At 36.4% G+C, this 13556-nt stretch carries 7 protein-coding genes; 3 read left to right on the top strand and 4 right to left on the bottom strand.

Going from position 1 to position 13556, the window contains the following annotated elements; translation table 11 throughout:
* Positions 1–38 precede the first annotated feature (38 nt).
* A complete protein-coding gene (locus M0D21_RS07440; RefSeq protein ID WP_248327952.1) occupies positions 39–881 on the bottom strand; it encodes an N-acetylmuramidase domain-containing protein in 843 nt (280 codons plus the stop codon).
* A gap of 259 nt (positions 882–1140) precedes the next feature.
* Here M0D21_RS07440 and M0D21_RS07435 point away from each other — a divergent pair, with 259 nt between their 5' ends.
* From M0D21_RS07435 to M0D21_RS07425, 3 genes are all read left to right on the top strand, one after another.
* Positions 1141–1716 (top strand): hypothetical protein, encoded by a 576-nt coding sequence (locus tag M0D21_RS07435; protein WP_248327950.1) that lies wholly within the window; start codon positions 1141–1143, stop codon positions 1714–1716.
* 162 nt (positions 1717–1878) lie between these two features.
* Entirely contained in the window at positions 1879–4938 is a 3060-nt protein-coding gene (locus M0D21_RS07430; protein ID WP_248327948.1) for a sensor histidine kinase, read from the top strand.
* A gap of 6 nt (positions 4939–4944) precedes the next feature.
* Complete coding sequence (locus tag M0D21_RS07425; protein ID WP_248327946.1) at positions 4945–5694, top strand: LytR/AlgR family response regulator transcription factor; 750 nt, start codon at positions 4945–4947, stop codon at positions 5692–5694.
* A 5-nt stretch (positions 5695–5699) separates the two neighbouring features.
* On the opposite strand, the gene M0D21_RS07420 is transcribed toward M0D21_RS07425, so the two are convergent.
* The 3 genes from M0D21_RS07420 to M0D21_RS07410 form a co-directional block, all read right to left on the bottom strand.
* Positions 5700–7061, bottom strand: a complete 1362-nt coding sequence (locus M0D21_RS07420; protein ID WP_248327944.1) for an ATP-binding protein — start codon at positions 7059–7061, stop codon at positions 5700–5702.
* Positions 7062–7142: 81 nt separating this feature from the next.
* The gene (locus M0D21_RS07415; protein WP_248327942.1) at positions 7143–8312 is read right to left on the bottom strand and encodes an eCIS core domain-containing protein; all 1170 of its coding nucleotides are present in this window, start codon (positions 8310–8312) and stop codon (positions 7143–7145) included.
* Between the two features lie 15 nt (positions 8313–8327).
* Complete coding sequence (locus M0D21_RS07410) at positions 8328–13556, bottom strand: eCIS core domain-containing protein (protein ID WP_248327940.1); 5229 nt, start codon at positions 13554–13556, stop codon at positions 8328–8330.

Below are 13556 nucleotides of genomic sequence, written 5' to 3'. Positions count from 1 at the left end.
ATGCTAGTATTATGATTCCTTTACCACATAAACCCATTTTACACCGCACTATATTTTATGTACGCATTTTTTAATTTAACATCATATTTATTCTTCTTGTAACCTGGACCGTTATATCCTTCGGCAAATCTTGCCCAGTTTTTTTCTTTTATCCAGTCAATTAGCTTTTTGCCTTTGAATGAAGTAGTAGCAACAAATTTTCCAAATGCTTTTAAATGTTCTCTTTCATGTTCATACATTTCTGAAACAAAGTGATCTACAGAAGCATACCCTAACCTTTCAAAATGAAAACCCATTATCTGAAACGCTCCCCAGGATGCAGCACAATAAGCAGCTTCGTGAAACGCTGGGTGATCTGAAATACCAGCCGCTTTTTCGAGTCTATCAAATTCTTTTGAACCTCCTTTATAATGCGTTTTGGTCCATTTCCTGTACAATACATCTTTGGTTTTCTCAGAGACGTATTTTGCCGGTTTTATCCCTCGTTTTTCAAGTTCTTTCCAAAATACATGTCCTTCGAACAAAATTCGAGGTCTTCCGTGTATTAAAAATCCTTTTCCTCGACTTTCTATCTCATTAACGGCCTTAACCATAGCCAACTCTAAACCAAACTGTTTTGCAAAGTCTTTAATATCTTTTTCCGAAAGAAATTTATCATTAAAAGCTACTAAATTTTTTTCTACCTCTATGAGTTTGGACCAAGTTTTCAACCCTACTATACCATCTACTACCAGATCATTTTTTAGTTGAAAATCTTTAACAGCTCGATCTGTATCTTTTCCAAAAAAGTTAGATACAAATACACTGTACCCCAGTTTAGATAGAATTTGTTCTAAGTGGTGTACATCTTCTCCTTGTGAACGATAACGTATGGTTCTCATGTATTGAAATTTAATATCTGCTTCAAATTAATGATAAAAGGTCATATTATGTTATTGAAAAGCTGTTTATTTCCTATAGCTTCATCTTTCTACATGTTTATTGATGCCTCTAACCAACCATTAAACAAGTAGTGTATGTTTTCTCATTGTATAGAAAGACGAATACTAAATGAACCACAACGAATACTAAAATCGTAGAAAACAACATGAATTATGACTGTACTTTTACATTAAATAGCCAACCTCAAAATACTCTGTTATGAAAAATGTAGCCATAATCATTATTTTATTTCAAAGTTTTCAATTCCTCAACGCACAAAAAGGGTTTACGAAAACTGATAGGTATTTGGTAACTACTGAAATCACAGATCAGGAGCAGGATTATCCTGCTTATGTTGTCAATTTGGTACGTACTGATAATAGCTCCGAAAAAATATCAACGTTAACTATTGAGGACACTGAACTTTTTGAGGACATCTTTATTACCACCTTAGAGAACCCTGGACTAGAAGGAGTCTCTGAGGTGATCAAGATGGAAGTAGAATATTTAGCTTGCTGTGCGCATGTAGAATCTTACTACTACATGGTAAAGGAAGGTGGTGAAATTGTAGCATTACCTAACTTACAAAATGTGTATTGTGAGGATTCTGATACGGATTATCAATATATTTTTCCAAACCAGGAATATGGTATAGCAGGTAATATTTTACAAACACAAACATATTATAAGAACACAACAGATATTAAATATGTGAATTTAAAGCAGAGTTATACTTGGAGTAATGTAGAAGGAAAAGTAAACATCTCAGAAACTACTGCCATCACATCGAACTAATAATCTTTACACAACTCAGTCTGATAAACAAAAAGGGGGAAACTTTTGTTTATTATACCGACAATCCTTTATAGGTATTGTCGGTTTTTGTTTTTACCAATATACTATAGAAAACGAAAATCAGTTTTGATTATATTTGTTACCAACCAGATTTACCACCAAATGACTATGTATAAACATATTTCTTTGTATTGCTTTTTTATATGGCTATTGTCTTTCCAAGCTAATGCTCAAAACAATCAGTTAAGAGCATATACATTAGAAGATGGTCTACCTCAATCTCAGGTTTATGATATCATTCAGGACGAAATGGGGTATTTGTGGTTAGGTACCCAAGGCGGTGGCTTATGCAGATTTAATGGAGAAGAGTTTGAGATATGGAACGAAACCCATGGTCTGCAGTCTAATTATATTCATGCTCTTGGTTTTGCAAATGACACCTTATTTGTAGGTACCAAGGGAGGTCTTTCAATAAAAGCTAAAAACAAATTTATTAATCTAGAAGGACCAAGAATTAATAAAATTCTCAGAATAAAAAACAAAACATATCTAGCCACCAATATTGGTATTTATCAATATGACCCCAACTTTGGGCTAAGAAAAATTAAACTGAATCCGAAAATTAACACTAGTATTATTAATGATATAGCCTTCGATGGCAGGCTATTTTGGGTAGCTACCAATAAAGGGCTATGGAAACTGAATAAAATACAACCCAATGCCCGTATTATAGAACGCCATAGCGCACATAATTTTACTGCAGCTATATTTCATAAAGACAAAATTTTTGCCGCTGCTTTCAATGAGGGAATTTTGGTATTAAATACAAATGCAAAATCTTACGGTAATAATTGGATATCGAAACCTTTACGAGTAACCAATATTTCAGTGCATAATGAAAATGAATTATGGTTTGCTACCGATAATGAGGGTATCAGAATTGTAAATGCCGGCAAACGTACTCAAAAAAGAATTATTAATAGAAAGAACGGATTATCAGTTTCACATATCCGTAAGAGTATTTTAGATCGCCAATCAAATATTTGGATTGCCACTTCTGGCGGTGGTTTTTATAAGTATTTTCAAAATAACTTTATTCATTATGATGAAAATACAGGACTAAAGGGTAATCGCGTATATGCTGTTCATAATGCTCAAGATGAAATATGGGCCTCCAATTCAGAGGTTGGTCTTGTAAAAATAGACTCTACAGGAATTCAACATATCCCACAAGATGATCGTTTATCCGAAGTTAGAATTAAGACAATTGCTAGTGATCAGAATAGAAATATTTGGGCTGGTACCGATGGGAAAGGAATACTGTTCAAAAAAAGAATTATAACTGATAGTATAGTAGTTGATTCAAGTGCTTCTAAAAACTCAAAAGTTGATTCCATTGTCAAAATAGACACCCTCAAAAAAACAACTTTCAAGAATTACCTTGTGGATCGTGACAATGGCCTTCCTTCAGACTGGATACGAACAGTTTTGGTAGATAAAAATACCATTTGGGCAGCTTCATATTCTACGGGAATATTCAGGTTTAAATTTGACACCATCAGAAAACGTATCAAAAATCTGAAAAAGTTCGATGGAAAAAGTGGTATTAAAGATCTCCAGATTAGATATATGAAAAAAGACTCTTTAGGGAAAATCTGGTATGCTACTCAAAATGGACATATTGGTTTCATAAAAAGAGGAACTGTAACTCATTTCGGTAATGTTCTGAATCAAAAAACCGCGATAAGCACATTGCTGTTTCATGACAATAAACTATATATTGGCACTGCCGGAAGAGGAATATGGTGGGCCGAACTCAATGAAAAAAGTATTGATGCGAAAAAGTTAAAAGGACGCAAAAAACCATATTCAGATAATATTTACCAAATGATATTTGATGAACAAAATAATCTATGGGTAGGTAGTGAAAGAGGTGTAGATCGTATTGAGCTAAATCAATCTAATGACATTGTAGATATTTTCCATTTTGGAAGAAACGATGGTTTTTTGGGTATCGAAACACACTTAAACGCTGTAACCAAAGATATGGATGGTAATTTATGGTTTGGGGCAATTTATGGTCTTACTAAATATGAACCTACCGAAACTACTAAGGCTACGATAAAACCACGGTTGTTTTTTGAGGATGTAAAAGTTACCTATCAAAGCGTAGATTCTATTAATCTTAATTCCTGGACCAATAGTGATCATATTCTAAAACTCAATCCTAACCAAACCGAATTATCTTTTAGCTACAAGACCGTCGATTTGGATCATCCCAATGATATTCAATATCGATTCAGATTAAATAATTCTGAGTGGAGTCCCTGGGCCACAGAAAGTAAGCAAAACTTGGCAGGATTGGCTTATGGTTCACACTCGTTTTCGGCACAATCCAGAAATTATAGGTGGGAAGAAAGTGACCCTATTACCTTTCAGTTTTTTATCGATAGTCCCATTTATGAAAAGACATGGTTCCAACTCGCAGTACTAGCTGCTATTTTACTTGTTTTAGGAGGTTATGCCCTAACCTACATTCGAAGAGTAAAACGAAAAAACAAAGAAGAACGTGAGCGTTTACAAATGCAAAATCACCTACTCTCGTTGGAACAAAAGGCATTGCGTTTACAGATGAATCCTCATTTTATATTCAATGCCCTTAACGGAATTAAAGCTATGGGAACTAGTAACCCACAGCGAATGAATACAACAATTAACACTTTTGCTACATTATTGCGCGAAACATTATATAATTCAAGAAAAGATTATATTACCTTAGACCAGGAAATTCAGACACTGAAACATTATATTGAAATTGAAAAATTAATGGCTAGTAAACCATTCTCATATGAAATTTCAGTCGATTCAGATCTTGATCCGGAGGAAATATTGATTCCTCCAATGCTCATACAACCTTTTGTTGAAAATGCGGTAAGACATGGTATTTTAAAAGGAGTGAGAGATGGAGAATTGAAAATACAGTTCCATACTTCAGAAGAGTATTTACACTGTACTGTTCTGGATAACGGACAGGGAATTTTTCAGTCTCAAAAAATTAAAACTAATACTGACCATCAATCTATGGCATTAACGGTTACTCGAGAACGATTAGAATCGATATCAGGAAAAGATGCATTAGATATTCAGGAAATTACAAATAAAAGTAAGGAGGTAGAAGGAACGCAAATTGCTTTCAAAATACCTTTGCAAACCGATTATTAAACTATTATGCTAACAGCTATTATTGTAGAAGATATGCCAGATGCACTCAAACTTTTAAAAAGTGATCTGGAATCTAACCACCCCGAAATTAAAATTATTGATACCGCACAAAGTGTAGTAGAAGCTGCAAAATCTCTACGAAATACTGAACCTGATATTCTTTTTCTAGATATTATGCTGGGAGACGGTACTGGTTTTGATGTTTTAGAAATTTTTCCAGAATTAAAATCGAAAATTATTTTCGTTACCGCTAGTGATGAATATGCGATTAGAGCTTTCAAATTTGCCGCTATCGACTATGTGCTAAAACCTTATTCTAATGAGGAATTGGCGCAGGCAGTAGAAAAAGCAAAACAACAAATTCAGCCTAATAAAGAGCGTTTAAATATTCTTAAAGATACCTTATCTGCTCCTGAACGTAAACCCGATAAAATCTCACTACACACTTTAGATAAGATCATTATTGTAAATCTTGACGATATCATAAGATGTGAGTCTGATAGCAACAATACGATTTTTTACCTGCAGGACGGACAAAAGATTTTTGTGACCAAAACTTTGAAGTATTTTGCAGATATGCTCAAAAGCTATCAGTTCTTGAGGGTTCATCAAAGTCATCTAGTCAACCTACAATGTATCAGTGCTTTTATAAAAACAGACGGTGGTTATCTTATGCTTAAGAATGGTGAAAATATACCAGTATCGGTAAGAAAAAAGAATGAGGTAATGGAAATTTTAGATAGGCTACATAGATGATCTAATTAGTAAGAGAAGGTTTTATCTTGTTTTTTAAACTCTTTTCTAATACCCTCAAAAATATCGTCTTGTAATATTAGATCACTCCCTCTGGAATATGCTTTCAGTGTAGCATAATACATTACATTTACAATCTCGGCTCCTGTGATTTCGTATTTCTCGGCTATCTCTTTCCAATCAATATTGTTTTCATATCCAATACTCTCTGGCAAACTTTTCTTCCATAATTTATGCCGTTCTGTAATTCCAGGCATTGGGAAATGTACGATATTATGAAAACGTCTTAAAAAAGCATCATCTATATTATTTTTAAAATTGGAAGCCAATATTAACAGTCCCTCAAAGTCTTCGATACGTTGTAACAAATATGAAACTTCCTGATTGGCAGCTCTATCATTAGAGGTATTTACACCTACTCTTTTATGAAATAACGCATCGGCTTCATCAAAAAACAAAACCCAACGCTTGCGTTCTGCCCGAGAAAAAACAAGTTCAATATGTTTTTCGGTCTCACCAATATATTTTGAAATCACCAGAGATAAATCAATTCTATAAACCGGGATATCAAACTTTTTACCCAAAAGCGAAGCGGTTAACGTTTTTCCTGTTCCAGGTTTTCCATAAAACAGAACACGATACCCTGGTTTTATTTTTCTTCCAAAGGCAGGATCTTTAAACACCTTTTTATGATAGGTCATCCAGGTTTGAATATCCGTTATTTGTTCTCTGGTTTGTGGATGCAGCACCAAATCATCCCATACCATGGAAGTGGTTATTTTTCGGGCTGGAAATTCTGCACTGTGAACAGGAGAAGCTTCTTTACCCAATAATATCAATTCTAGCCAATCGGCATCTGGTAACAACCTACCACTCATATTTGGTTCTCCGTTAGAAACTCCATCTACTTGTAATAGCCCATGTTTAGCAAATAACGCATCACTACCAAACATTTTTTGATACTGTAATCGCTTTTGCACATCATCTCCGGCAAGCAAGAAAAGTGCAGTTTCACCAGTAGGAATAATACCTCGGTGCTGTTGTCCTTTTACTCCTCCAAAAGCAATAAAGTCTCCTCCTTGAGGTAATGCTTGTGCCATTACTTCTTCTAAGAAGCCTGGTTTTACATAAGGAGTAATCGACAATAGTAATACAATTTTTTCTTCAAATGAAATTGCTTTATCTACCTGTAAAACGGCATCTAAAGATGCTACAAAAGGGCCTTCCTTATACTCATACAAATCAAATTTTTGTGTACCAAAGGAAGCTGTTATACGTTTTTTTAGTATCTCCTGTAAAGTATGGAGACAAAGGGTGAAGTCATCCTCAAACGTTGGTACAATTTTAAGATTACCTTTTGTTACTTGCATACGAACTTATATAAAAAGTGTAACTCCTGATTTTGATGAAGATAGCATTTATCTCTTTTCCAAAAAAGGGTTTTTTACCCCTTATTCTTCGGTTTCAGGAGGGGCAGATGACGACTCATCTTCACAATCCATATCCACCATTACGTGAAACGGATCTAATGCATCACTAGCTGCTTGAGCTGCCGCTTGTCTAGAAGCAGCATTGGCTTCGTGTAAACCTTGTACATAGTCTTGAATACCGGCACTGCACCCGGTATAATCAATAGGTAAAGTTACACTGCCATTATATTGATTGAACGCATCTACATGATCCTGTTCATGAGGAGCCAAGACATTGTCAATCGCATTTCGAACACGTTCATGTTGACACTCGGTTAATCCCTCGGGGACATCGGGCAAAGTAACACTTGTAGAAACACTGTAATTGATCTGTAACTGCCCTGTATAATGCCAACAATCACCCTCTGCACAATTTGCACAGTCTTCAGAAGGTGTTCTTCTCAAATTTCTTGTAGAGCCTACTCCTCCATTAAAAGTTGCATCGGTTCTACCTTCAAAATTTACTGAATTTGCATAAGCTGTTTTAGTGAAAGCTTTCCCAAAAGTTTGAAAATCTGGTAAACTCTCTGGTGTCATTACCATCTCCTCTTCTTTTTCTGCTTCTTTCTCCATGGCCATAGCATCTGCATTTGATGCTTGTTGTACACCTTCTTCACCAGTAGATTCCATACTCTCCTCTTCTTTATTTGCAGGAGATGCATTTTCATCCTCGGGCATCATCTGAATGGTAAAGGCTCCATTCTTTTGTTGCTGAACATGTTTCAACTCATGGGCCAATAATTGTTTACCTTCAATAGTTCCTTCGTTGTAATATGCTCCATTAAGTACGATATGATTTTTCCAGGTAAAGGCCTTTGCACCTATTTCTTTGGCGGCATTGGCCGACTCTTTGTCATTGTGTAATTTTACATCACCGAAATTATCATGCATTCTACTCTCAAAAAATGTTCTATTATTTTTTGAAAGGTTGCTTCCTTTGCTGTGTATGGTATTCATATAGTGACCGAAAAAACTCTTTGAACTATTGGATTGCCCATCAGATTTTTTTTGAACATTCTTTTTTTCTTCGTCTTCACATTTCTCACATTTGCGTTGCACCTGGCATTCGAAGAATTGATCGTTCTGTTGCTGTTTTTTTGAAGGTTGCTGCTTTTTGCTGCTTTTCCTTCTTCTGAATGATTTACGTTTCATTTTTTAACTTTGGATTTATGGACACCCTTCCTTAGTATCACTTTTTCTTAAATTATCTGCTCTAGAAATTACTTGTGCATTAGTATAGCTATTACTCCCTCCTTTCGCTCTTGGATATATATGATCAATATTCGCTTTTAAATCATCATTAGGATCATTATCATGTAAAATCTCAGAAGAATTACAGTCTGAAACTATTTTCCCTCCATTATTTGCCATGTTTTCATTGAGAATTTTTGTTCTCTGGGAACTTGAAAACTCTCCAAATGGTGCCACACTAGCAGGGTCAGGTATTGATGAATATGGGCCTGGCATACTAGTATTCTTATTTAATAAATCGAATAATCCTACGATTGCTGGTATTGTCTTACTTCCTACTACCAAACTTTGTAAAGGTTCAACAGCTTCTATTAATTTCTTTCTGATAAAATCCAATTGAGACTCTCCTCTAGATCCAGTTTTAGCTCCCATATTCCAATCTTCAATATATCTTCTAACTGCATCTTCATTAACTCTTCTGTAAGAAGTGTCCAGTTTTCTTTTAATAGTTCTTTTCCCAGTGAATTTAGGCATCAAGTCAAGTTGTTCCATCCCCTTTTGCAAGTAAAGAGGTAATACAATTCTCAAATCACTAGCCATTGTAATTTCTGTTACACCACTTGTGGTAACCCATCTAGCATGATGCGGTTCATCTCCCATGTTGAATGGAACCTCTTCGGTTATATCTGGGAATGGTTGTGTTGCTTGATTTGATCCCATAAGTTTACTTATAGAAGGAGTTAAGGCTGACATTTTGGAGTCTAACTTATTATTCAGATCCTTCTTCTTCGCGTTGTCTTTAGTAGTTTTTAACTCAGCTTGTATTCCATCAATTTCAGTTGATAAATTCACTGCCTGATTGATCGTTTCTGTCATGTTTTCATCTGTATTTTTACTTTTAGTTTTATTCAAAAACGCTGTAACTGGTGTAGGATCACTAGCTACTGTTAGTACTGCATTATTTTCATCTCCGCTAAAGAATAATTTATGAGATTTCCCATCGGCACCTTTAAATGTCTTTTTCTTCTTCCACCATTGCGTTATTTTGTCTATTGCTCCTTTAACCTTCTCCTTGCCTTTCTCTACCAAGTCTTCACCAAACTCAATAGCTTTAAGCACTCCATTTATTATTGGCATACCTATTTTAAGAGCTTTGCCTACTAACCAATCTATCCCTTCGGTGATTTTTTCTCTTACTTTACCGATAATTTCTGCTAGTTTCTTACCAATATCTCCCAGTCCTACCTGGTTTGCTAAGAAACCAATAAGCACAGGAATCCCTTTGGCCATTGCTCCTTCAAGAAAGTCTGCTGCCACTTTTATATTACCGGCTGCAATTTCCGCAACACCGTTTACAAAAGAATTTAGAATCTCAAGCATTGCTTTCAGGTGCTCTATAAAGGATTGAATCGCTTTATAAATCGCAATAACACTATTGATTACTGCCATAATTCCTGTAGGATCAAGCATGCTTAACAATTTGGTAACCACAGATTCTATCACCTTAGTCATGATCCAATTCTTAGCAGCATCGAGTACCATATTCCAAAGCTCACTTAATTTCTCCTGCACATACTCCCAAATTGCAATTGGCCCACGTTCTATTACATCTTTTACAAAAGCCCATATACCGGTGAGTTTATCTACTGCTCCTTTAATTTTGGCAACTTTTTCTTCTCCAATTTGCTCGGTAAGTTTGATCCATACTCGCTCCATGATTTTGTCAACGCTAATTCCTAAAATATCAAGAACAAGATTCAGGATACTTTTGAAGCTTAGGTCAGGAGGCATTTTTATACCTAAACCACCGAGAGAACCGAAGAGCCAAGTGGCTAGTCCTTTCATCAAGTGCTTAAGAATATTATCGAAGAATTGTACAAAACCTTGTTTAATACCTTTAAGGATGTTTTTGAGGAACCCGATTGGATCTCGTTTTATATTTCCGAAGGCTTCCATAGAACGTTGAATAATATTATTCACCGTATCGAATGGGAAATTCATTGCTATGAGTAATATTTCGATAGCAATTTTCACAATAGTTATCACAAATTTCACCAGTCTAATTACCGGATCTTTGAAGGTATTGAAGATTTTCTTAAAGACACCGAGAGGATTTAAGAAGTCTTTCCAATCCATAGACTCCCATAAACTGGTAAACAGCCCAAGAACATACTCGACGGTAAACCCTAGACGTTTGACCGCCTTATTAATTTTTTGGGTCATCTTATCGATTTTACCGCTTTCTTTCATCTGCTGGAACTGCGCCTCACCATCTGCCATTAGGCTGAAGAAACCATGAATAATATTTTCGGTATTTCTACGAACCTTATCACCTGTAAATGGATCTTTTCCAATGAGTACAGTTACCAGGAAGTATCCTCTTTGTTTTTTGGCAAATTCGCTTAACTTAGACACCAAAGCTTCTCGAAGAATTGCCAGCAATTCTATCATTGCATCGGTGATGAATGTGGTAATTCGCTCTATCGGAGTTAAGAATGCATCTGCTATTTTTGTAAAGGTCTCAATAGGCGTAAATAGAGAATCGAAAGTTACGGCCTCCCATAACGAATCGAAGATATTACCGACATCAGAAATTAAGGATAAAACCAAATTGATACTGCGATCGATCCAACCGGCACATTTTTCAAAAATGCCATTCTCTATCATCTGGCTCTTGATCTGGGTTCCGCGATCACCTAGTACTTTGAGACCCGCATTTAAAATATTAGTTCCATTGCGATCTACTTTTTGTTTGGTAACAGGGTCTTCTCCCAGTAATACCGTGAGTAAGTCATAGGCGTTCGGGAAATATTCTTTTACAAATGTTGCTAGTACGTTAATAGCAATATCGGTAACCATAGTTAAGAAATCTCCTCCAACCTCATCCACAAATGAAACGATATCGGTAACTACCGATTGGAATAGATTTGCAACATCACTCATTACTCCTTCGGGATCTCCAACATCATCGATACTTAACCTGTTCCAGAACCTTTCAAACCTTGATTCTACTGTAGATATGAGTCCTTTGAAACGTTTTACAGAATCGAACAACCAATTGGCAACAGGGTTCGTAGCTTTGAAATAATCTAACACCCATTTTACTGTATCTCCTCCTATTGGAATAATATCGAGTACTGCATCCAGTAAAGTCAATGGGGTCTTATTAACATCCCTTCCTGTTATTGGATCATACCCAAGAATATAACTTAACAAGGTATAGCCCGGAATTTCTACTACAAAATCTCTTACTTTATCCAACAGCCAATCTTTGGCCTTATCTAAGCCTTCTTCAATGAGGTCTGCAACATCTGAAGCCAGTCCCGAAACAGCATTCCAGGCATCACCAAGCCATCCTCCCTGAATCATAGAACCATTAGATTTGGCTTTTATGGTTCCTGCCAAAGGTGTTTCGGCCTTGGTCTGAATATCTGCCGGAGTATCATCAGATTCATATTCAACTCCATTAGAAGCGAAACCACCTGGACTTCCTATTTCTGATCGTTGAATTTGTTCCTGGTCTTCTTCAGAATCTTCAGATTTTGCTTGTATGTTTTCTTCTTCTTTTTCTTCAGTTACTTCTTTTGCCTGTATTTCTTCCTCTTCCTCATTTCGTTGCAGTTCTTCTTTTTCTTCATTTTCGGCTTCAGCCTTTCTACTTACATTGTATTTTAGCTTTCTAAGTTCTTTAAAAGTTTTAGGTTCGGTATCTTCATCTCCATGTTCGGGATCTCTTAGGTTTCCAGTCTTTGCTACAAGAGGATTAAAAAATGTATGCCAGTTACTGATATCATGGGTTTGCACCTGTATCTCGCCCCCAAGGTTATCATCCCCAGCGGTATTTCCATTTACACTTTTAACTCTATTAGGCCCCTCCATACCAACGACCAATCCGTAATGCGATCGTTTTTCCTTATAGGCAATATCACCAGGTTTAGGTTTATATCCTGGTGGGTAAGAAGCTTCTGGTGGAATAAAAGGTACTCCCAATTGCCATTTAGGCATTGGTATCCCTGCTTTGTTAAGTGCCCAAAAAGCAAATATTCCACACCAACTTGGCATAGCATCTCTATCTCCTTTACCAAGGTTACCATTATGATCAATGATGTTTCCGTAGAATTCTGATTTCTTCTTAATATTTTGTCTTGGGACAATATTTTTCTCTCCGGTTGGTTGGGATACTATTTTGTCTTTTCCGAAAGTGGTTTCGAAATATTCCATGAGGCGTTCCCATCCATAGCGATAGCCATCTGCTCCTTCTTTATTGGCTATGACTTTTCCTTGCTCCCCTTCGGCAAGCTCTACAGCTTTCGTTAATTGAGGTGCTACCTGTCGTTGAAGAATAGTTTTTTTCTGTACCGCGGTAAATGAATGTTTCCGTTGTACTTGAGATTGGGCAATAGGAGATGCTCCTTGCTGTATGGTATGTGTTAACTCATGAGCAAGCAGTGTTTTACCGGAGCTAGAATCCGGATCGTATTTCCCGCTATTAAAGTAAATGTGGTTACCATAAGTAAAAGCATGAGCATTTACTTGCTTACTCATTTGTTGAGCGCTCGCGTCGGTATGTATTCTTACACCACTAAAATCTGCCCCAAAACGGGATTCCATGAAGTTACTGACCGGCTCTGATAATGGCCGACCACCTGAGGTTGAATTGTGCAATTGATTTTCAAACTGCGCACCAGTTACCGGGGGACCGCGGCCGCTTCTTTGTATCGTATCTGAATGATATAAAGAAGATGGCCGCTCACTCGAATATGTTTGCAAGGTTTCCTCCTCTTCGTCTGAAGATGCTTGCGTATCATTGTTTTCCCTTTGAATAAAGGAAAATTGTTTCGTTTGTATAGCTCCTGATGCATCCTGTTCTTCATCTTCCATGCGTTGAACAGAAATTTCTGAAGCTTGGATAGTTTCTTCCTCTTCTTGTTCTTCTTCCTGGCGTTGCACCTCTGGAGGAGAAACATGTTGCACGCCAATTTGTGTTTCTGGCATGCCTACTACCCTATCTGCAATAAGATCGGCTTCTTTTTCATAAACATCATTGGGCTGATTTACCTTGACCTTCGTTTGAATGGCTGGCTGAAAAAAGGTAGGTTCAGACATAGGAGTCCTTTGCTCTTTTTGAGAACCAAAAAAAGCTTGTTCTGTTTTGCGTTGTATGCTCACAGATGGTTTTGCCGTTTTTTCTGCCTTTGAAAACAA

Source organism: Aquimarina acroporae (assembly GCF_023195925.1).
GTDB lineage: Bacteria > Bacteroidota > Bacteroidia > Flavobacteriales > Flavobacteriaceae > Aquimarina > Aquimarina acroporae.
This window is presented reverse-complemented; position numbering and strand designations above follow the sequence as displayed.

Coding starts and splice junctions, on each gene's coding strand:
- M0D21_RS07440 (WP_248327952.1), bottom strand. CDS start 881: ATGAGAACCATACGTTATCGTTCACAAGGAGAAGATGTACACCACTTA.
- M0D21_RS07435 (WP_248327950.1), top strand. CDS start 1,141: ATGAAAAATGTAGCCATAATCATTATTTTATTTCAAAGTTTTCAATTC.
- M0D21_RS07430 (WP_248327948.1), top strand. CDS start 1,879: ATGACTATGTATAAACATATTTCTTTGTATTGCTTTTTTATATGGCTA.
- M0D21_RS07425 (WP_248327946.1), top strand. CDS start 4,945: ATGCTAACAGCTATTATTGTAGAAGATATGCCAGATGCACTCAAACTT.
- M0D21_RS07420 (WP_248327944.1), bottom strand. CDS start 7,061: ATGCAAGTAACAAAAGGTAATCTTAAAATTGTACCAACGTTTGAGGAT.
- M0D21_RS07415 (WP_248327942.1), bottom strand. CDS start 8,312: ATGAAACGTAAATCATTCAGAAGAAGGAAAAGCAGCAAAAAGCAGCAA.